Origin of the sequence: Pseudomonas sp. Q2-TVG4-2, assembly GCF_013620795.1 — a bacterium.
Taxonomy (GTDB): domain Bacteria; phylum Pseudomonadota; class Gammaproteobacteria; order Pseudomonadales; family Pseudomonadaceae; genus Stutzerimonas.
In genome coordinates, this window is the sequence record NZ_LGLW01000006.1 from 1 (window position 1) to 21435 (window position 21435).

General features: G+C 63.1%; 17 protein-coding genes. 12 read left to right on the forward strand and 5 right to left on the reverse strand.

Annotated elements, in window-relative coordinates; all coding sequences use genetic code 11:
- Positions 1–997: 997 nt before the first annotated feature.
- Both H3028_RS13395 and H3028_RS13400 read left to right on the forward strand, forming a co-directional pair.
- Entirely contained in the window at positions 998–1423 is a 426-nt protein-coding gene (locus H3028_RS13395; RefSeq protein WP_181297502.1) for an HPF/RaiA family ribosome-associated protein, read from the forward strand.
- Positions 1424–1602: 179 nt separating this feature from the next.
- Positions 1603–2166: a fructose-2,6-bisphosphatase gene (locus H3028_RS13400; RefSeq protein WP_181297503.1), complete on the forward strand. Its 564-nt coding sequence runs from the start codon at positions 1603–1605 to the stop codon at positions 2164–2166.
- Positions 2167–2807: 641 nt separating this feature from the next.
- On the opposite strand, the gene H3028_RS13405 is transcribed toward H3028_RS13400, so the two are convergent.
- Positions 2808–3020, reverse strand: a complete 213-nt coding sequence (locus tag H3028_RS13405; RefSeq protein WP_181297504.1) for a cold-shock protein — start codon at positions 3018–3020, stop codon at positions 2808–2810.
- A gap of 723 nt (positions 3021–3743) precedes the next feature.
- Between H3028_RS13405 and H3028_RS13410 the strand changes: the two genes are divergently transcribed.
- A complete protein-coding gene (locus H3028_RS13410; RefSeq protein ID WP_181297505.1) occupies positions 3744–4679 on the forward strand; it encodes an alpha/beta fold hydrolase in 936 nt (311 codons plus the stop codon).
- A gap of 410 nt (positions 4680–5089) precedes the next feature.
- Here H3028_RS13410 and H3028_RS13415 read toward each other — a convergent pair whose 3' ends face one another.
- Positions 5090–6019 carry a LysR family transcriptional regulator gene (locus H3028_RS13415; protein ID WP_181297506.1) on the reverse strand — a complete coding sequence of 310 codons (930 nt, stop codon included), beginning with the start codon at positions 6017–6019 and terminating at the stop codon, positions 5090–5092.
- Positions 6020–6120: 101 nt separating this feature from the next.
- Between H3028_RS13415 and H3028_RS13420 the strand changes: the two genes are divergently transcribed.
- The 4 genes from H3028_RS13420 (at position 6121) to H3028_RS13435 (ending at position 11008) form a co-directional block, all read left to right on the forward strand.
- Positions 6121–7359: a 3-hydroxyacyl-CoA dehydrogenase gene (locus tag H3028_RS13420; protein WP_181297507.1), complete on the forward strand. Its 1239-nt coding sequence runs from the start codon at positions 6121–6123 to the stop codon at positions 7357–7359.
- Positions 7360–7361: 2 nt separating this feature from the next.
- Positions 7362–9152, forward strand: coding sequence for an acyl-CoA dehydrogenase C-terminal domain-containing protein (locus H3028_RS13425; RefSeq protein WP_181297508.1), 1791 nt, complete (start codon positions 7362–7364; stop codon positions 9150–9152).
- 218 nt (positions 9153–9370) lie between these two features.
- Entirely contained in the window at positions 9371–10534 is a 1164-nt protein-coding gene (locus H3028_RS13430) for an iron-containing alcohol dehydrogenase (RefSeq protein WP_181297509.1), read from the forward strand.
- Between the two features lie 36 nt (positions 10535–10570).
- Positions 10571–11008, forward strand: coding sequence for a thioesterase family protein (locus H3028_RS13435; protein WP_181297510.1), 438 nt, complete (start codon positions 10571–10573; stop codon positions 11006–11008).
- 119 nt (positions 11009–11127) lie between these two features.
- On the opposite strand, the gene H3028_RS13440 is transcribed toward H3028_RS13435, so the two are convergent.
- The gene (locus H3028_RS13440; protein ID WP_181297511.1) at positions 11128–11607 is read right to left on the reverse strand and encodes a YMGG-like glycine zipper-containing protein; all 480 of its coding nucleotides are present in this window, start codon (positions 11605–11607) and stop codon (positions 11128–11130) included.
- A 146-nt stretch (positions 11608–11753) separates the two neighbouring features.
- Entirely contained in the window at positions 11754–12842 is a 1089-nt protein-coding gene (locus tag H3028_RS13445) for a substrate-binding domain-containing protein (protein ID WP_181297512.1), read from the reverse strand.
- A 204-nt stretch (positions 12843–13046) separates the two neighbouring features.
- Between H3028_RS13445 and H3028_RS13450 the strand changes: the two genes are divergently transcribed.
- From H3028_RS13450 to fdhD, 5 genes are all read left to right on the forward strand, one after another.
- Positions 13047–13541 (forward strand): formate dehydrogenase subunit gamma, encoded by a 495-nt coding sequence (locus tag H3028_RS13450; RefSeq protein ID WP_181297513.1) that lies wholly within the window; start codon positions 13047–13049, stop codon positions 13539–13541.
- Positions 13538–15109, forward strand: coding sequence for an NADH-quinone oxidoreductase subunit NuoF (locus H3028_RS13455; protein ID WP_181297514.1), 1572 nt, complete (start codon positions 13538–13540; stop codon positions 15107–15109). Before H3028_RS13450 ends, H3028_RS13455 begins: the two co-directional genes overlap by 4 nt.
- Positions 15110–15124: 15 nt before the next feature.
- A complete protein-coding gene (gene fdhF / locus H3028_RS13460) occupies positions 15125–17968 on the forward strand; it encodes a formate dehydrogenase subunit alpha (protein WP_181297515.1) in 2844 nt (947 codons plus the stop codon).
- A 76-nt stretch (positions 17969–18044) separates the two neighbouring features.
- On the forward strand, positions 18045–18284 hold the full coding sequence (locus H3028_RS13465) for a formate dehydrogenase subunit delta (protein ID WP_258237796.1): 240 nt from the start codon (positions 18045–18047) through the stop codon (positions 18282–18284).
- A gap of 41 nt (positions 18285–18325) precedes the next feature.
- Positions 18326–19156 (forward strand): formate dehydrogenase accessory sulfurtransferase FdhD, encoded by an 831-nt coding sequence (gene fdhD / locus H3028_RS13470; RefSeq protein ID WP_181297517.1) that lies wholly within the window; start codon positions 18326–18328, stop codon positions 19154–19156.
- Positions 19157–19254: 98 nt separating this feature from the next.
- On the opposite strand, the gene H3028_RS13475 is transcribed toward fdhD, so the two are convergent.
- Positions 19255–21312 (reverse strand): PAS domain-containing sensor histidine kinase, encoded by a 2058-nt coding sequence (locus tag H3028_RS13475; protein ID WP_258237797.1) that lies wholly within the window; start codon positions 21310–21312, stop codon positions 19255–19257.
- Positions 21313–21435: the final 123 nt, after the last annotated feature.

The window sequence follows — 21435 nt, forward strand, 5'->3', positions numbered from 1 at the left end:
TTGCGTGGCGAAAAAGTTGATCGGCTCTTGGCCGCATGCTTTGCCGCAAGACGCCCGCCAGCCGCAGGCCGCCTAGCGGCCTAGCTCTTCTGCCACAGACGTCCTACTGATCACGTCGCCCCCGCGGCAACCCGCAGATGCGGGTTGCTGAGCGTGTTTATCCAGGTTTGGTCCTTCCGACGGGCCTGCGAGATACCGTGTCGACGTGTGTCCGAAGACGCTGATACGACCGAAGCTACGCAAGCGCTCGATAAATTCTCTCTACAAATGACCCGCAGCGCCATGCTGAGCTCCCGGGCCTGGTTGCAACCCCGCGATCGGGTTCTGGATGCGGTTGAAAAGTGGCGGGTCGTCAGAGCAGCCGATGATTCTCTTCGACTGCACCATCAGCCGCGCGAAGGGGTACCGTTGCGCCTGACCGACGTCTGCTGAGGCTACCTAATGACCGACGGCTACGCTGGCTTCCCCGATCTGGCGTTGGCGTGGATCTTTGCCATGCTAGCCGCGGCGATAATCGTGTGAGGGGATTGATGAATACGCCTTCGTACGCTCCGGGCGGCAAGTGCTTTTTGCTCCGCTGATTGGCTAGAGCAGGTACAGGGTTAAGAACCATCGATACCGTGCCTATCATGGCCGCGATCTTTTGAGCCGCTGGCCAAACGCTTGCTCGAGAGCCACGGAGCTGATCGCCTTGATTGGTGCCGTATATGCCGCGGTATGGGTGCCGTGGGCTGGCTTCTTGGTCGGCGTGTGGATACCGCCAGTACCGGCGGGGTAGCTAGAGGCGGCGTGGTCTGGCGGGGGAACGACACTTGCCAGGCGGCGGGCAGTGACGGTGCATGCCAGGCGCTCTGTACTCGTTCGCTCCGGTTCACTGAGCTCGGATCAGGCGGGCAAGTTCTCCCGTGGCGGCAATCCAGACTGACGAAGCCGCTGAACCTCGGCGGCGCAGGCGCCTCGAACCTTAGTAGGTACGTCATTAGCCAGGAGTAGTCGTATGAATGTTCAAGTCAACAGCCACCATATCCCCGGTAGTGTCGAGCTGCATGAATGGGTGGGTTCGACCGTAGAGGAGCGGCTGGAGCGTTTCGACGATTTTCTCACCCGGATCGAGGTGCATGTCAGCGACGAGAACGCGCAAAAAGCCGGTGCCGATGACAAGCGCTGCCAGATTGAGGCGCGGCCCAAGGGGCACCAGGCTGTTTCCGTCACCCACAAAGCCGAATCGCTGCAGCTGGCGGTCGACGGCGCAGCGGAAAAAATGCGTCATGCGCTGGAGCACCTGATGGGCAAGCTGGACAGCAAGGTACTCTCCGCTGGTGAGATCAACGATCCGCTGCTCGATGAGCAGCCGCGGGCTGTCAAGGACGCCATGCTCGAAGAAGATTTCCTGGAAAAGCAGGACACGCTCGACAGGCAGTAAGCGCTCCGGGCCCCGCCCAGAATCGCGGGCGGGGTTCCGTGGATCACGATACCAGCCAGTCGCTTATCCAAACGGAGCGTGATCAAGGTCCCACGGCGTTGCGGCCTGTCTGCATTGCGGAATCGGCAGGCGGCGCAACTTTCGAAGCCTTACCCCTCTTTTCGGTTGGCTTCCCTTAAATGCAGATCATCCTGGTGCGTCACGGACGGCCGGCCCATTCGGCCACGCCCTGGAGCACGCCCGTCGGTATGAAAGCCTGGGTCGAGCGCTACAACGCAGCAAACATAGCCGCTGGCGAGCGCCCCGAGAGCCTCGTGCAGCTTGCCGACTCGGTCGGAGTGGTGCTGTGCAGCTCGTTGTTGCGCTGCGTAGAGTCTCGTTCCTGCCTCAGCTGCGAATGCTCAGAAGAACCCGACCCCCTGTTCGCCGAGGCGCACCTGCCCTATCCGGACTGGTCCCTTCCATTGATGCCGTCGCGTGTCTGGCGGATAGCATTTCGCGCGGCCTGGTTTTACGGGTTCGCCAATCACACCGAGCATGTCGACGAATCGAACCGGCGTGCTGGCGCCGCTGCAGACAAGCTGATTCGATTGGCCGAAGCGCATGACAGCGTGCTGCTGGTGGGTCATCGGATCATGAACATGCTGATTGCCAAGCAGCTGCTCCGACGTGGCTGGCGCGGTCCGGCGTTGCCGCTCCTGGCGAAGTATTGGGGCGCGAGTTACTACCATAAGCCTTCCTGATCCTGCTGGGCAGTGTCGGCCAGAATGACTACACCGGAAGAATGTCTATTTGGTTGCGGTTGACGCGTCCGGCTAGACCGCGGCGGACACATACCGCTGCAGCGGGCTGAAACGTCACCGAGCGGCTGTATGTCGTCTGCAGCGAGGCTTATGGCTCGGAGGCCAAGAGCCGGCGCCACTGGCAGAGCGGTAGCGGCTCGCTCTGAGGAGGGGTGAGCGCATGCGCATAGCGAAAGGCTTACAAGAGGTCGCGCCGATCACCGCTTTGGTTAACGGCAGCGAATGATTAATCTACACCACTCTGAAGTGCAGGACGCGCTCAGGATCAGGAGGATCGACCATCGCCAGGACGGCACTCGAAAGGATTCGATACGGTCAGAAAAACAACCCGCTTCGGCGGGTTTTTTTGTGTTCTGGCGAAGCTATATGCGCCGTTGCACCCCTCATCGATCGGCTCTTCTGTGTCGCATCATACGTACCGGACCTGCATTAAACGTGGTCATTTTTTGAGAATTTTCGGGCCGTGAGCCACAGTGGCAATATTCGCTACGCGATCATTGAATGTTAGAAAAGCATTCGAACTGGGTTTATTCCAGACCAAAAAAAGCCCCGCCGAAGCGGGGCTTTTTATATCAGGCGTCTTAGGAGACTTGTACCTGATCGGCCTGCATCCCTTTCTGACCCTTGGTGGGCATGAAAGAGACCGCCTGGCCTTCGCTCAGGCTTTTGAAGCCTGCGCTTTCGATTGAACGGTAATGAACGAAAAGGTCTTCACTGCCATCGGTTGGAGTGATGAAGCCGAAGCCTTTTTCATCGTTGAACCATTTAACAGTGCCGGTTTGACGAGTAGACATATGTATCTCCGAGGTGTTTTTAGGCTGCAGCGCTGAACATTCGGCGCCGAGACTGAGAAGCGAGAAGCAAAACGAACCAAGGAGATGAAACTGAGAAACATCAAGCTGGGTGTCGAAGTGTTAATTGCGAAGCAGTGAGTAGCAATATACGCAGTTAAAAATATAAGTACAGATATATATTGTTCTACTTGTATTTGATAAATAAATAAGGTGCGGAATTCATCGTTCAGATCAAGGATAAGCAGTTGTTAATTATCGGTATTAGCTGGACAGAACCATTTGTCGGTGAAGCGCACCCGCGCGGCGCTTCTTCGGCGGGCCTGGCTTTAACGGGGCAGCGCTGCCCGCCCGATCAGCGTTAGCTCACCCTGTTGAAAGCTGGATCCAGGTTCATTGGCAGGTATGGCAGTGCTTGCATGTGATCTACAGCCGGTCCCGCTCCGCTGGCGCGTTGAGACGTCGGCGCCGCAGCCGGAAACGACCGGTACGGCCAAGCTACCGGAATCGATTCGATGGGGGCGGACTGTGCGAACAAACCGTTATGGGTTATCACCTGGCGGGCGCCTGCTCGCAAAAGGTACAGCGTTTCTGCAGCGTTTAGACGATCTGCAGCATTCCGCAGACTATTCGGATCCATGCGGACGGCTTCGATAGGCACCATGGCTTCACCGGCTGGTACACACCGCTAGCCGATTAGCCTTCCACCCTATCGAGGAAACGTTCATGAGCACGCTGAATCGCGCACTGACCCCTGCTACCGCCGTTGCAGCTGAAGCGTCCCAGGTTGCTGGCAGCAACCCGTCTGGGATGCTCTGCACCGGCCGGTCCGAGAGCTATGTCACCACCAAAGACGGCGTGAGCCTCTACTACAAGGATTGGGGGCCGCGCGACGGGCAGGTGGTCACCTTCAGCCATGGCTGGCCGCTGAACTCGGACAGCTGGGAATCGCAAATGCTGTTCCTGGCATCGAAGGGCTATCGCGTCGTTGCCCATGACCGTCGCGGCCATGGCCGTTCCAGCCAGCCTTGGGAAGGCAACGACATGGATCACTATGCTGATGACCTGGCAGCGGTCCTCGATGCATTGGATCTGAAAGACGCCACCCTGGTCGGCTTCTCGACTGGCGGCGGCGAGGTAGCGCGCTACATCGGTCGCCACGGTACCGGCCGCGTTAAAAAAGCCGTCCTTGTCGCCTCAGTCCCGCCGCTTATGCTCAAGACCGACAGCAACCCGAATGGCGTTCCGCTGGAGGTATTCGAGGGGCTGCGCCAGGCGTCGCTGGACAACCGCTCGCAGCTGTATCTGGATATCGCATCCGGTCCCTTCTTCGGCTACAACCGACCAGGGGCGACGCCTTCACCGGGCTTGATCCAGGCGTTCTGGGCGCAGGGCATGCAGGCTGGCCACAAGAACACCTACGATTCGATTGCCGCGTTCTCGGCCACTGACTTCCGTGGAGACCTGCAACGGTTCGACGTGCCTACGTTGGTGATCCACGGCGATGATGACCAAATCGTGCCGATCGACACCTCCGCCCTTGCGGCGGCGGCCATCGTCAAGGATGCCGAACTCATCGTTTATCCCGGCGCTCCGCATGGCCTGGCCGACACCCACAAGGACCGGCTGAACCAGGACCTGCTGGATTTCCTCAAGCGATAACTGGTCCACCGATCGGCCCGGTGCACGGGCCGGCCGGCGCCCTCTCGGCTTCGATTGCGCAGCGGTTCTGGCCTACTCGTTGGCCGTCACGGTGTCGCCAGTCGTCGCGCGACCATCACGACAGCGAAACGGTGGGTTTGGTTGCGGATGTAGCGAAAGGCTTACACGGCACAGCGATCGGCTATTTAGCCATGGCCATCCGACGCTTAATCTATGCCCATCTCTGAAGCGCAGGACGCGCTCAGGATCAAGGAAGATCGACCATGCCAGGACGGCACCCGAAAGGATTCGGATGGTCCAGGAAAAACCCGCTTCGGCGGGTTTTTTGTTGTCTGCGAGCAGCTGGCGGCCCACTTGTCGATACACCGCACGGCCAAAACCAGCCTGCCAGAATGCAGTAGATCAGCGCTTCAGCAAAAGCCGCCTTCGCGCTGACTGGTGCGTTTTGCACCCACCGCCACGATCTGTTCAATCAGCCACTGTAGCGCCGCATCCCGCTCTCGCTGGGCGACGCTGACAATGTCCAGGCGGAAGCTGCCGAGATCAAAGGGCAAGTCAAACAACCGCAGCGGCAGCAAATCTGCGAAATGGCGCGCCAATTGAGTCGGCAGAACCGCAGCCAGATCGCTGCTGGCGACGATATGCGCCGCCTGCAGGTAGTTCGGGGTTGTATAAACGACGTCGCGGCTCAGCCTTTGCTCCTCCAGCCATTGATCGACCATGCCGCGCGTCTGTCCGCCGTGCACCCAGAGATGGCGCAGGCGCAGAAAGCGGTCCAGGTCGAGTGCCTCGTCGATCAAAGGATGGTCCTTGCGTACAGCAACCTGAAGGGTCTCGGTGGCCCAACGACGTTTATGAAAGCGCGTCGGCACCTCGACGAAGCGACCCAGTACTAGATCCAGTTCACCGTTATCCAGCGCTTCGGCCGGCAGGTTCGGGGTCAGGTGGGTAATCGCGAGCTGGATCCCGGGCGCGACCTGGGCCAGATGGGCCATAAGCTCCGGCATGCAGATCAATTCGACGTAATCGGTCACGGCGATGACGAAGCGCTGTTGACTGGTGGCAGGATCGAACAGGTCACCGGCATTGAGCGTGTGCTCAATCTGCTGCAGTGCGTCGCGGATCGGCGCCTCCAGGCTCAGGGCCCGCGGGGTGGGCTGCATGGCGCGACCGACGCGTACCAAGAGCGGATCATCGAGCAGCTCGCGCAGGCGATTGAGCGCATTGCTGACGGCCGGTTGGCTGAGCGACAGCCGCTCGGCCGCCCGCGAGACGTTGCGATCGCGCAGCAGGGCGTCTAGCACGCGGAGCAGGTTGAGATCGAAGTTGTAGATATTCATTTGGTGAATTAGAAGTATCACAAGACTAAATTTCAAAAATAGTAGCGTCTTCATCTAAGGTAAGTCTTCTGTTTTCCTGCCTTGCGACGAGGACTGCTGCAATGAGCCAAACCCGCTTCGATATCCAGACCGCCGCCGTGATTGGTGCTGGCACCATGGGCCGCGGCATCGTCATAAGCCTGGCAAACGCCGGCGTGCAGGTGCGCTGGCTGGACAATAATCCCGAGATGCTCGAGCAGGCGCTGGGCGTGGTCGCCGACACCTACGCACACAACGTTCGCCAGGGGCGTATCGACGATGCCCAGGCCGAGGCGCGTCGGGCCTGCATCAGTAAGGCCGTCGACTACCAGGTGCTGCAGGATGTCGACCTGGTGATCGAGGCGGTATACGAAAACCTCGAGCTGAAGCAGAGCATCTTTCGTGAGCTGGACGGCGTCGTGAAGCCGACTGGCATTCTCGCCAGCAACACCTCGGCGCTGGATATCGACGCCATTGCCGCTGTCACCAAGCGCCCGGAACAGGTGGTGGGGCTGCACTTCTTCAGCCCGGCGCACATCATGAAGCTGCTGGAGATCGTCCGCGGTGAGACGACCAGCAAGGCGGTGCTCGAGGCGTCCACCGAGCTCGGCAAGCGCATGGGCAAGATCAGCGTGATCGCCGGCAACTGCCCAGGCTTCATCGGTAACCGCATGCTCAAGACTTATGTCCGCGAGGCGCGGGCGATGCTCTTGGAGGGGGCCTATCCGCATCAGGTGGACGGCGCCCTGCAGGGCTTCGGCTTCGCCATGGGGCCGTTCCGCATGTATGACGTGGTCGGCATCGACCTGGAGTGGCGGGCCCGTGAGCTGGCTGGCGAAGGCCAGGACGAACCTGAGGTGCAGATCGACAATCGCCTCTGCGAACTGGGCCGTTTCGGCCAGAAGTCGCGCATGGGTTACTACCGCTACGCCGAAGGCAGCCGACAGGCCGAGCATGACCCGGAAGTGGATGCGCTGGTGCAACGCGAATCCGAGCGCCTCGGCTACCAGCGCCGCGAGATCGGCGAGGAGGAGATCCGTGAGCGTTGCCTGTTGGCGCTGATCAATGAAGGCGCCAAGATCCTTGAGGAAGGCATGGCCGAGTCCAGCACCGATATCGACACGGTCTACCTCAACGGCTATGGCTTCCCGGCTGAAGTCGGTGGGCCGATGACCTGGGCCGATCGCCAAGGCCTGCCAGCGATTCGTGATCGCCTCAACGCGCTGGCCGAGCGTCACGGCCCGCATTGGAAACCGGCTGAGTTGATCGACAGCCTGGCCACGTTGGGTGGTCGCTTCGTCGACTACAAGCAGGAGGCTTGAGCATGGAATACAAGGCGCCCTTGCGTGACATGCGCTTCGTCTTGCACGAGCTATTCGACGCCACCGCCCATTGCGAGCTGCTCGGCAATGGCCTTGATCGCGAGCTTATCGACGGTGTGTTGGAAGAGGCGGCGCGTTACACCGGCGGCGAGATCGCGCCGCTCAATCGCAACAGCGACGAAGAGGGCGTTACCCTGGAAAACGGTGAGGTCAGGACGCCGCAAGGCTTCGTCGAGGCCTACAAGCAGTACGTCGACAACGGCTGGGCGAGCATGACCGGGCCAACCGAGTACGGCGGCCAGGGCTTTCCGCAGCTGGTGGCCTGCAACTTCCACGAAATGCTGATGGCCGCGTCGCTGTCGTTTCGCATCTATTCCGGACTCACCGAAGGCGCGGTGCTGGCGCTGTACAAGCATGGCAGCGACGCGCTGAAGAATGCCTATCTGAAGAAGCTGGTCAGCGGCAGCTGGAGCGGCACCATGTGCCTCACCGAGCCCCAGGCCGGCACAGACCTTGCGCTGCTGCGCACCAAAGCCGAACCTCAGGCGGACGGCAGCTACCGCGTCACCGGCAGCAAGATCTTCATCTCCGGCGGCGAGCACGACATGAGCGAGAACATCGTGCATCTGGTGCTGGCGCGCCTGCCGGATGCGCCGGCCGGGGTGAAGGGCATCAGCCTGCTGCTGGTGCCCAAATTCATCACCAACGCCGATGGCACACCGGGCGAGCGCAACGCGCTGTCTTGCGGCGCCATCGAGCACAAGATGGGCATCAAGGGCGCGGCTACCTGCGTGATGAACTTCGACGGCGCCACCGGCTGGATCGTCGGCGAGCCACACCAGGGTCTGGCGTGCATGTTCACCATGATGAACGACGCGCGTTTCCAGGTCGGGCTGCAAGGTCTGGGCATCGCCGAGCAGGCCTATCAAGGCTCGCTTGCTTACGCCCGGGAAAGGCTGCAGTCGCGCGGGTTGGCCGGTGCCCAGTACCCGGACAAGGTTGCCGACCCGATCATCGTTCAACCGGACGTGCGGCGCATGCTGCTAACGCAGAAGACGCTGGTCGAAGGTAGCCGCATGTTGGCGGTGTACTGCGCGCGGCAGCTGGACCTCGAACATGGCCATCCCGAACCGGGCTACCGCAAGGCGGCGAGCAAGCGCGCGGCACTATTAATCCCCATTGTGAAGGCGTTCTTCACCGATATGGGCCAGGAAGTCGCTAGCCTGGGCGTGCAGGTCTATGGCGGTCACGGTTATATCCGCGAGTGGGGCATGGAGCAACTGATGCGCGACAGCCGCATCACCCAGCTCTACGAGGGCACCAACGGCATCCAGGCGCTGGATTACATCCGTCGCAAACTGCTTGGCGATGGTGGAGCAGAACTGTCGGCACTGCAGGCGGAGTTCAGCGAAGTCTGCGATCGTCAGATCGACCGCCCGGTACTGAGTGAAATGGCGAACAAGGTGCAGGCACGAATCGGCGAATGGCGCGAGCTGACCACTGAGATCATCGCCTCAACTGAGCGCGATCCACAGGAAATCGGCGCGGTGTCGGTGGATTTCCTGCACTACTCGGCCTATGTGTTATTGGCCGGGCTGTGGCTGCAAGCCGCAGGGCGAGCACAGGATGCGCTTGAGCAAGGCACCGGCGAGGAGGCGTTCTACCAGGCCAAGCTGGCCAGTGCGGACTTCTATCTGCGTCGCGTTTTGCCACGAGCCAGCGGTCATCGCGAGGCCATACAGGGTGGTGCTGATTGCTTGATGGCGCTGCCCGAGGCGGATTTTGCGTTCTGAATGACAGGGGTCAGCTTGCGATCGACTCACTCGAGCGGTTCGGGATCGCCAGCAAGCTGGCTCCTACAAAAAGCGCCGTGCCGGCAACGAGCGGGTTTGAGCGTTCGGCGGCGGCGGGCATCGTAGCGGGCTCAGACGAGCGTTGGATAGGGGCGCATTTGCATGCGCCCGCAGGCGCCTCCGTTCGGAGGGCATATATTTTGGTTACAGGAGGCAGCATGCATCCGTTCAGCTTTGCCACAACCGCTCAATTGATTTGCGAGCCCGGCTCTTCGCGCCGCTTGGCCAGCCTTTGCAAAGAGCGTGGGGCGCGCTCGGTATTGATCGTCACGGATCCTGGCATCACCCGTTTTGGCCTGCTCAACGAGGTGTTGCCGGGGTTCGAGGCCGATGGCCTGCACGTTGTCGTCTACGATCAGGTGGTGGCCGACCCGCCGGAAAACATCGTCCTGGCCGCGGTGGAACGGGGGAAATCGGTCCAGGCGGACCTCGTCATCGGCTTCGGCGGCGGCAGCTCGATGGACGTTGCCAAGCTGGTCGCGTTGCTGGCGCATCCGGCCTGCGCACAATCGCTGCAGGATATCTATGGCGTCGGTAATGCCAAGGGGCAGCGCTTGCCACTGATCCAGGTGCCGACCACCGCCGGCACGGGATCGGAAGTCACGCAGATCGCCATCATCACCACTGGCGAAACCACCAAGATGGGTGTGGTCTCGCCGCTATTGCTGCCGGACCTGGCGCTGCTGGATGCCGATCTCACCCTCGGCTTGCCGCCAGCGGTCACCGCGGCCACCGGCATCGATGCCATGGTGCATGCGATTGAGGCCTACACCAGTGCGCTCAAGAAAAACCCCATGTCCGACTTGCTGGCCCGTGAAGCCCTGCGCCTGTTGGCCGGCAATCTCGACGAGGCGGTGCACAACGGGCAGAACCGCGAGGCGCGTCAGGCTATGCTGCTCGGCGCTTGCCTGGCCGGTCAGGCTTTTGCCAACGCGCCAGTGGCTGCAGTGCATGCACTGGCTTATCCGCTGGGCGGCAACTTCCATATCCCGCATGGGCTGTCCAACGCGCTGGTGCTGCCGCAGGTGCTGCGTTTCAACGTCAGCGCGGCGACCTCGCATTACGGCGAGCTGGCGCCCATCATCCTTGGCGACCGGCTGCGCAAGGACGATCCCTCGACCTATGCCGAGCAGTTGATCGAAGAGTTCGAGCAAATGAGCGCCCGTGTCGGCTTGCCGACCCGTCTGCGGGATGCCGGAGTGCCCGAGGCGATGCTGCCGCAGCTGGCCAAGGAGGCCATGCAGCAGCAGCGCCTGTTAGTAAACAACCCGCGCGAAGTCACCGAGGCCGATGCCTTGGCGATCTACCAGGCGGCGTATTGAGCATCACTACAATTAGGAATTCGGAGTAAGCCCTCGATGCCCGAGCAACCCAAGCACCTGCGCAGCGACTATCGCTATTTCCACTCGATCAGCACGCGCTGGCATGACAACGACGTCTACGGTCACGTCAACAACGTCACCTATTACAGCTATTTCGACAGCGCGATGAACACCTACCTGATCCAGGAAGGCGGGCTGGATATCCATCGTGGCGACGTTGTCGGCTTCGTGGTCAGCTCATCATGCGATTACTTCGCGCCGATCGCCTTCCCGGACGCCATCGAAGTCGGCCTGCGTGTGGGCAAGCTGGGCAGAAGCTCAGTGCAGTACGAGCTTGCGGTGTTCAGGCAGGGCGAGCAGGAAGCCTGCGCGGCCGGCCGAGTGGTGCATGTATTCGTCGAGCGTGCGCAGAACCGCGCGACGCCGGTTCCGGAGCGGCTGCGCGAGGTGCTGGAAGCGTTGCGAGTGGCGTAACGACGTTCTGAGAGGGCGGCGCTCCGATACCGGCAAGCGTCGCCGGTGCTTATCAGCGTTGCTTGAAAGCGCCGGCTGCCCTTCGTCGCCAGGAGGGCCGCTTGAGCCCAGCGGTGGCTTTAGTGGTGATGCTTGTGTTTGTGCTTGTTCTTGTAATGCCCCTTGCCCTTTCCGGGGTGGCCGTGGCGATAATCGCGACGGTAACGATCATCCCGATCGTAACCATCACGGCGATAGCCATCGTCATCGCCATACTCATTACCGATCGCACCGCCGGCACCGCCACCCACAGCGGCGCCGATCAAACCGCCCGTGCTGCCGCCGACCTGCTGACCGATGACGTTGCCGCCCGCGGCGCCCAGGCCGCCGCCAATGGCCGCCTCGGTGCGGCTGCGCTTGTCGGCACCGACCATTCCGCCGGCTGCGCCGCCGACACCGGCACCGATGGTTGCGCCGGTCGATCCGCCGAGATGCTCACCGACGACCGTACCCAGGGCGCCACCCAGCGCGCCACCCACGGCGGCTTCAGTGTTGCCCGCCAGGGCGAAACCGCCGCTGGTCAGGCCAAGGGAGAGGATGAGCAACTGCAGTGACTTCATGGACACCTCGATGACGGAGCCGCTGTGCGGCGAGAATTGCGCCATAGACCGGTGGCGTCCGCGCCGGGTTCCCGCTTCGGTTATCCGCCTTTTCAGGATTGGGATGCGGCTCACGTTTTGTTGCCCCAGCTGAATAAGAGGACGGCTCAAATCAGGCTTTCGCGGCTCCATTGCTCCAGCGCCTGAGTCAACGGTAGCACCTCGCCGGGCCGGCTCAGGGCGTAACCCGGCAGGCGGCCGATGCGCGCCTGGAACTCCGGGTTCTGCAGCACGCGCAGCAGCGCGGCCATGGCCGGCAGGTCGAGGCTGTCCTCGCGGCACAACAGACAATAGTGCTCGCGGGCCATTGGGATGAAGTCGAGGCCGAACTGGCGCGCCGCCGCCTCGACGCCGAAGCCGACGTCGGCCATGCCGCTGGCGACGTAGGCGGCCACTGCGGCATGGGTGAATTCCTCGTTGTGAAAGCCCTTGATCGCCGTGCTGTCGAGCTCGTCGCGGCGCAACAGGTCCTCGAGCAGCATGCGTGTCCCCGAGCCCGGCTCGCGGTTGACGAAGCGCAGCTCGCCACGCGCCAGGTCCGCCAGGCCCTCGACGCCGAGTGGATTGCCGGGGGCGAGCATCAACCCCTGGGTGCGCACGACGAAGGTGATCACACGTTGGTCGGGGCGCAGCCAAGGCTGGATGCGGTTGATGCTCAGGGCGCCGAGCGGTCCGGCAGGCACGTGCACGCCGGCCACCTCGCAGTCGTGGCGATGCAAGGCGACCATCGCCTCGCTGCCGCTGCGAAACTGCACCTCCCACTGCCAGCTTGGGTCGCGTTCCAGCCACTCGCGCAGCGCCGCCACGGCAAAACCATGGCTGGCGTGGATACGTAGGCCGGGGTTGCTGGCCTGCAGTACCCGGTTCAGTTCCAGTTCCAGTTCGCTGGCCAGGTTATCCAGCTGCGGCGACAGTCGCGCACGGATACGCTGATCGGCCCATAGAAGCTTTTCCCCCAGCGGCGCCAGGCGTGCCCCCTTGCCGCGTGCCAGCTCTATCAGCGGACTGCCGAAAAACGCCTGCCATTTACCCAGCAAATTCCAGGCATGGCGATATGAATAGCCGACGCGGGCGGCGGCCTCGGTCAGCTTGCCGGTGTCGTGCACGGCCTGCAGCAGCTCAAGGCCTTGGGGATCGAGGCTGTTGCCGTCGGGCTGATGAAAACGCCAGCGTGGTTGGATATCGATGCGGATCATATGTTCATGACTTCATATTTGCGGGGCTAATTACCCATGCTAGTGTGCCGCACATGGACGCTTTGCGGACTAGCATAAGAACTCTAATTCATATTTGGCGAACCCCCTCATCGGGCTCAGCCTGGGATAAGCGCCCATCAGCCGTGATGGGTGGCGCTTGTCTCCCGACAGTACCGGTTTTAGCCGCCGGCTGGAGCATAGAACATGGCCATTCTTCCCCAGCGCTTCGCCCCCGAGCAGTGCCAGGCCGTCGCCCGCGAGGTGCTGGCCGCCCACCGCGGCCAGCCAGGCGCCCTGTTACCCATCCTCCACGATATCCAGGACCGCCTCGGCGCGGTACCACCGGAGCTGTTGCCGCTGATCGCCGAGGATCTCAGCCTGTCACGCGCCGAGGTGCACGGGGTGGTCAGCTTCTACCACGACTTCCGCGCCACGCCGCCAGGGCGCCAGGTGCTCAAGCTGTGCCAGGCCGAGGCCTGCCGGTCAATGGGGGTCAAGGCATTGACCGCCGAGCTCGAGGAGAAGCTGGCCCTGCAGCTCGGCGAGACCCGCGAGGACGGTAGCCTGAGCTTCGAGGCGGTGTACTGCCTGGGCAACTGCGCCTGCGCGCCGAGCGCCATGCTCGATGGCGAGGTGCATGGCCGTGTCAATGCCGAGAGCCTGCTGGAGTTGCTGGCTGAACAGGAGGTGCGCGCATGAGCGAGCCTATTACCGTCTATGTGCCGCGTGATGTCACCGCGCTCAGTCTGGGCGCCGACAAAGTGGCTCAGGCCATCGCTGCCGAGGCCGCGGCCCGTGGCATCGAACTGAAACTGGTGCGCAACGGCTCGCGCGGGATGTTCTGGCTCGAGCCGCTGGTCGAGGTCGCCACCGCGGCCGGTCGCGTCGCCTACGGCCCGGTCAAGGCCAAGGATGTCCCCGGGCTGTTCGATGCCGGCTTTCTGGCCGGCGACAAGCATGCGCTGGGCCAGGGGCTGACCGAGGAGATCGATTACCTCAAGCGTCAGGAGCGCCTGACCTTCGCCCGAGTAGGCATCACCGATCCGCTGTCGCTGGATGACTACATCGCCCACGACGGCTACCGCGGTCTCAAACGTGCCTTGGACATGACGCCCGAGGCCATCGTCGCCGAAGTCACCGAATCGGGCCTGCGTGGTCGCGGTGGCGCAGCCTTCCCCACCGGTATCAAGTGGCGCACCGTGCTCGGCTGCCCGGCGGCGCAAAAGTACATCGTCTGCAACGCCGACGAGGGCGACTCGGGCACCTTCTCCGATCGCATGGTGATGGAAGACGACCCCTATGTGCTGATCGAGGGCATGACCATCGCCGGCCTGGCCGTCGGCGCGACCATGGGCTACATCTACCTGCGATCGGAATACCCGCACGCCGAGGCCGCGCTCAAGGCGGCGATCGTCAGGGCCTATGCCGACGGCTACCTGGGCGACGATGTGCTCGGCAGCGGCAAGGCCTTTCACCTGGAGCTGCGCCGCGGCGCAGGCGCCTATATCTGTGGCGAGGAAACCGCGCTGCTGGAGAGCGTCGAAGGCAAGCGCGGGACCGTGCGGCCGAAGCCGCCGTTGCCAGCCATCGAAGGGCTGTTCGGGATGCCGACGGTGATCAACAACGTGATCTCCCTGGCCTCGGTGCCGATCATCCTCGACAAGGGCGGCGCCTATTACAAGGATTACGGCATGGGTCGCTCACTCGGCACCTTGCCGATCCAGCTGACCGGTAACATCGCCCGCGGTGGCCTGATCGAGAAGGCCTTCGGCATCACCCTGCGCGAACTGCTCTATGAGTACGGTGGCGGTTCGGCCAGTGGCCGGCCGATCCGCGCGGTGCAGGTCGGCGGCCCACTGGGTGCCTACCTGCCCGAATCGCAATTCGATACGCCGCTGGACTACGAGGCCTTCGCCGCTCTCGGCGCGGTGCTCGGTCACGGTGGCATCGTGGTATTCGACGATACGGTCGACCTGGCTGACATGGCGCGCTATGCCATGGAGTTCTGCGCTATCGAGTCCTGCGGCAAGTGCACGCCCTGCCGGATCGGCTCGACCCGTGGCGAGGAGCTGCTCGAGCAGATCATCGTAGCCCGTTCCGAAGGCCCGCAGCCGGGGCGTATCGAGTTGCTCAAGAGTCTCTGCGACACCATGCTCGGCGCGTCGCTCTGTGCCCTCGGCGGGATGACTCCCTACCCGGTGCTGAGCGCTATCAACCACTTTCCTGAGGACTTCGGGGTGTCGCCAGACATCACCGAAGCCCGCTGATCCGGAGGCGTTCGCATGGCCCTGTATCGTGAACTCGACTATGGCACTCCCGCCCGCACCGGCGCGCCGGTAACGGTGGAAATCGACGGCACCGCCATCACTGTGCCGGCTGGCACCTCGGTGATGCGCGCCGCGCAAGAGGCCGGCATCTCCGTGCCCAAGCTGTGCGCCAGCGACAGCCTGGAGCCATTCGGCTCGTGCCGCCTGTGTACTGTGGAAATCGAGGGCCGCCGCGGTTATCCGGCGTCCTGCACCACTCCTGTGGAGGCGGGCATGAAGGTGCGCACGCAGAGCCCGAAGCTCGCCGAACTGCGTCGTGGCACCATGGAGTTATACATCTCCGACCATCCGCTGGACTGCCTGACCTGCTCGGCCAATGGCAATTGCGAGCTGCAGGACATGGCTGGCGTGGTCGGCTTGCGCGAGGTGCGCTACGACCCGGTGAAGACTCACCTGGCCGAGGCCAAGGATGAATCCAACCCCTATTTCACCTACGACCCATCCAAGTGCATCGTCTGCAACCGCTGCGTGCGCGCTTGCGAAGAGGTGCAGGGCACTTTCGCCCTGACCATCGACGGTCGCGGCTTCGACTCGCGCGTAGCAGCCAGCCAGGACGAGAGCTTCATCGATTCGGAGTGCGTGTCCTGTGGCGCCTGCGTGAATGCCTGCCCGACCGCCACTCTGACCGAGAAGTCGCTGATCGAGATGGGCCAGGCCGAGCGCAGCGTGACCACCACCTGCGCCTATTGCGGCGTCGGTTGCTCGTTCAAGGCTGAGGTCAAAGGCAATGAAGTGGTGCGCATGGTGCCGAACAAGAATGGCCATGCCAACCACGGCCATGCCTGTGTCAAGGGCCGTTTCGCCTGGGGGTACGCCACTCACCCGGACCGCATCAAGACCCCGATGATCCGCGACAGCATCCACGAAGCCTGGCGTCCGGTGAGTTGGGATGAGGCGATCGGCTATGCCGCCAAGCGCTTCAAGGAGATCCAGGCTCAGTACGGCCGCAATGCGGTCGGCGGGCTGACCTCCTCGCGCTGCACCAACGAGGAAACCTATCTGGTGCAGAAGCTGGTGCGCGCCGCCTTCGGCAACAATAACGTCGACACCTGCGCGCGGGTCTGCCACTCACCTACTGGCTATGGTCTCAAGGTCACCCTTGGCGAGTCGGCAGGCACCCAGGACTTCGATTCGGTGCTGGCCGCCGACGTGGTGCTGGTGATCGGCGCCAACCCCACCGACGGCCACCCGGTGTTCGGCTCGCATCTCAAGCGCCGCCTGCGCGAAGGCGCCCGGCTGATCGTCGCCGACCCGCGCGGTATCGACCTGGTTCGCAGCCCGCACATCAAGGCCGAGCACCATCTGCAACTGCGCCCGGGCAGCAACGTCGCCCTGCTCAACAGCCTGGCCCACGTGATCGTCACGGACGGGCTGGTCGACGAGACCTTCGTCGCCGAACGTTGCGAAACCGAGGCATTCGAGCAATGGCGCGCGTTCGTCGGCGAACAGCGCAACAGCCCCGAGGCCATGCAGGAGCTGACCGGCGTGCCGGCCGCCGAGGTGCGCGCTGCCGCCCGCTTGTATGCCACCGGCGGCAACGCCGCGATTTACTACGGTTTGGGCGTGACCGAGCACAGTCAGGGCTCCTCCACCGTGATGGCGATCGCCAACCTGGCCATGGCGACCGGCAATATCGGTCGTCCGGGCGTCGGAGTGAACCCGTTGCGCGGGCAGAACAACGTGCAGGGCTCGTGCGACATGGGCTCCTTTCCCCACGAGCTGCCGGGCTACCGTCACGTCTCCGATCCGGTGGCGCGGCCGCAGTTCGAGGAAGCCTGGGGCGTCAAGCTGCTCGACGAGCCGGGTCTGCGTATTCCCAACATGCTCGCCGCAGCGCATGCCGGCACTTTCAAGGGCATCTACATCCAGGGCGAGGATCCGGCGCAGTCTGACCCCGATACCCAGCACGTCACCGATGCGCTCAAGGCCATGGAATGCGTGGTAATACAGGACCTGTTCCTCAACGAAACCGCCAAGTACGCCCACGTATTCCTGCCTGGCGCCTCCTTCCTTGAGAAGAACGGCACCTTTACCAACGCCGAGCGTCGGATCTCGCCAGTGCGCAAGGTGATGCCGGCGCTGGCTGGCAAGGAGGACTGGGAAGTGACGGTGGCACTGTCCAATGCGCTCGGCTATCCGATGAACTACAGCCATCCGTCGCAAATTATGGACGAGATTGCCCGGCTTACTCCGACTTTCACTGGGGTCAGCTACGCCAAGCTCGAGCGCATGGGCAGCATTCAGTGGCCATGCAACGACGAGGCGCCAGAAGGCACGCCGATCATGCATGAGAAGCAGTTCGTGCGCGGCAAGGGCCGCTTCATGATTACGGAGTACATTGCCACGGAAGAGCGCACCTCACGCAAGCGCCCTCTGGTGCTGACTACCGGGCGCATACTCTCGCAGTACAACGTGGGAGCCCAGACCCGGCGCACCGCGAACGGCGCTTGGCACTCCGAAGACATACTCGAGCTGCACCCTGTGGATGCCGAGGACCGGGGTATCAAAGATGGCGACTGGGTCGGCATCAACAGCCGCGCCGGCGAGACGGTACTGCGAGCCAAGGTCACCGAGCGCATGCAGCCGGGCGTGGTGTACACCACCTTCCACCATCCTGAGTCCGGCGCCAACGTGATCACCACCGACAACTCGGACTGGGCCACCAACTGTCCGGAGTACAAAGTCACCGCGGTGCAGGTCCACAAGGTCGAGGTGGCCTCGCAGTGGCAGCAGGAGTTCGAAGCTTTTACTCGGGAGCAAGTGGAGTTCCTGCCGCGGATCCAGGTTACTCAGCTGTGAAACCCGTCGGCGGGCCATTCAAGCTCGCCGACCCACTTCCGCTTCATTTTCAGCGCATCGAGGTGTGCAGATGGGCATGAATGCCACGCAACTGATCAAGATGGCCAACCAGATCGGCGCCTTCTTCGCCTCCCAGCCCGACCCCGTCCAGGCGGGCGCGGACTTTGCCCAGCATCTAAAACGTCAGTGGGACCCGCAGATGCGTACGGCGCTCTTCGCTCATCTGGATGCCAAGGCAGGCGAAGGGTTGAATCCATTCGTCCTGCATGCTTTGCGCGGGCTGCGTGAACAGATCGAACCGCAGGTACACGCCTGAGTCGAATATCCTTACAGCACGACTGCAAGGAAATCATCAATATGCCTCGTCCTGCGCCTTTTAGTGCCGCCGCGTCCGTCGCCAGCTCGGCGCCGGACGCTTATACCTATGCCGAGCTGGATGGCACGGAAAATACGGGCTGCGCGGTACTCGCCGAAGAGTGCGCCCTGGCCATCGCCTATAACGGCATCAGCCATGCGGTGATGATGATCTCGCCTAGTGCCCTTGAGGACTTCGTGGTCGGCTTCAGCCTGAGCGGCGCGCTGGTTGGTGGCGTCGACGAGATCTATGACATCCAGCTCAGCCGTCGCGGCGAGGCGTTCAGCGCCGAGGTGCAGATCGCTAATCGCGCGTTCTGGGCACTCAAGCAGCAGCGCCGTAGTTTGGCCGGTACCAGCGGCTGTGGGCTTTGCGGCGTGGAAGCGATCGAACAGGCGCTGCCGCACTTGACCGCACTGGCGCCCGGCCCGTTACCGCCAGCCGCGCATCTGCACGGGCTGCGCGACCGCATCAACGATGCGCAGCGCCTGGCGCGTCAGAGCGGCGCGTTGCATGCCGCACTGTTCATCGACGAGCAGGGTGAAATCGTGCTGTGCCGTGAGGACATTGGCCGGCACAACGCGTTGGACAAGCTGATCGGCGCGCTGCGGCGTGAAGGCCGTGACGGCCGTCGAGGGTTCGCCGTGGTCACCAGCCGGTGCAGCCTGGAGCTGATCCACAAGGCCGTGCGCGCCGGTTTCGCCAGCCTGGTCAGCCTCTCGGCACCGACCGATCTCTGCGTGCGCTGGGCGCGCCAGCACCGGCTCAACCTGATCCACCTGCCGCACCACAGCGCCCCGCGGGTCTACAGCCCCTGCGATAAAGCCCGATAGCCCTCCCGCCGCGTACGCCTCGGTTTCCTTGGAACCGGCCCGGCTGCCCGTTGGCGCACGGCGAGCAGGTGGGCGACGTCGAAACGCCCGGCGCTGCGCTACCAGTCGCTTGTCAGCATGTCGCGTACTCGGTTGGCCAGATGGTCGATGGAGAACGGCTTGCTGACCATGTCCATGCCGGTATCGAGAAAGCCGCTGCTGGCGGCCTGCTCGGCGTAACCGGTCATGAACAACACCTTTAATCCGGGGCGTTGCTGGCGGGCGATGTCGGCCAGTTGGCGGCCGTTCATGCCCGGCAGACCCACGTCGGAGATCAACAGGTCGATGCGCTCGTTGCTTTCCAGAATCTTCACTGCGGCGTTGCCCTCGGCAGCCTCCAGCGCGTGATAGCCGAGCATGCCCAGAACGTCCATGACCAGTAGGCGCACGGCGGGGTCATCTTCCACCACTAGCACGGTTTCGCCCTGCAGCGCCTGCGGGACCCGCTCATCAGAGACAGCGGCTGCTGGCGGCAACGGCGCGTCATGATGCGCTGGCAGATAGAGGGTCACCTCGGTGCCGTTGCCGGGTTCGCTGCGAATTTGCACATGGCCGCCGGTCTGGCGCGCAAAGCCGTAGATCATTGACAGTCCGAGCCCGGTGCCCTGGCCGATGGGTTTGGTCGTGAAGAAGGGCTCGAAGGCGGCCGCTAGAACCTTGGGCGTCATGCCGCAACCGCTGTCGATCACGCTGAGACTGACGTAGCGTCCCGGTGCCAGTTCGCCGATCTCGGCTTGACGCTGCAATTGCACATTGGCGGTCGCGATATACAGGCTGCCGCCGTCGGGCATGGCATCGCGGGCGTTGATCACCAAATTGAGAAGGGCGCTTTCCAGCTGATTCTCGTCGCTGCTGGCCGGCCACAGGTCCGGCTCCAGCAGGGCGTCGACCAGGATATGGCTGCCGAGGGTGCGCACCATCAGATCACGCATCGATTCGACCAGGGTGTTCAGGTCGACCCGCTTGAGATTCAACGGCTGACGCCGGGCGAAGGCCAGCAGCCGGTGGGTCAGGGCGGCGGCGCGGTTGGCCGAGCTCACCGCGGCATCGATGAAGCGCTGAGTTTCGCCATGGCGGCCGGAGCGGTTGTAGCGCTGGATCAGATCCAGCCCGCCGATGATGCCGGTCAGCATGTTGTTGAAATCATGGGCGATGCCGCCAGTGAGCTGGCCGACGGCTTCCATCTTCTGCGCCTGGCGCAGCGCTTCCTGTGCCTGCTCGCGGCTTGCCATCTCGGTGACCAGCCGCTCGTAGACTTCCGCCAACGCCTCGGTGCGTTCCTGCACCCGCATTTCCAGCGTCTCGTTGAGCTCTCGCAGCGACTGCTCGGCGCGCCAGCGCTCGGTGACATCTTGCGCCAGGACAAAGAAACCCAGCACCTGGCCTTCTCCGTCGCGGCGTGGCAGATAATGCATCGAGGCCTGGCGCAGCTGGCCGTCCCGGTGCGGCATGGACGCTTCGAAGAGAACCTCTTTGCCGGCAAGGGCATCCTTGATTTGCGGCCGGCGAACGTTATAAGCCTGCTCGCCAATTACCTCTGTCAAATGCTTGCCATAGAGAAATTCCGGCGTCTGACCAAACCACTTTTCATAGTGGCGATTGTTGAAACGATAGCGTTCGTCCCGGTCGACATAGCCGATGAGCACCGGCAACGCGTCGGTGATCATTCGGATCTCCGCTTCGCTTCGGCGCAGCGCTTCTTCCTCGCTATGGCGCAGGCACAGCAGTTGCCCGCCAACCGTCTGGCCGTCGCGGATCGGGCTTAGGGCCAGATCGACCCAGGTGGCCGGGCGGTCGGTTGCACTGTCCTCCGGCAGTCGATGGTGGCGCAGCAGGCAGGGCTGGCTGCGGTCGCCGGTCTGGCCCGCGATCAGCTCAGGCCAGACAGCTTCCCAGGTAATGGCCACCGGGGCGCCCAGCGCTGCAGGATGGCGATCGCCAATCAGCGCGCCATGGGCGTCGTTGTATAGCTGCACGCCGGTCTCGCCCCAGAGCACGCACATGGGCAGCGGCGCGTCGAGCAGGGTGTCGAGCAGGCTCCGCAACGAGGCGGGCCAGCTTTCGATCGGACCCAGGGGCGTTGCGTTCCACGCGTGGACGCGGATGCGCCCGCTCATTTCATTGGTACCGGCTGGCCAGGGCCTTGAGTCTACTGCCATAGGTCGTCCATCGATGCGCGACGGGCCATCGGCGCCAATCGTCGCGCTTATACGGCATCGTTTGCCTGGTGAGGCGCAGCC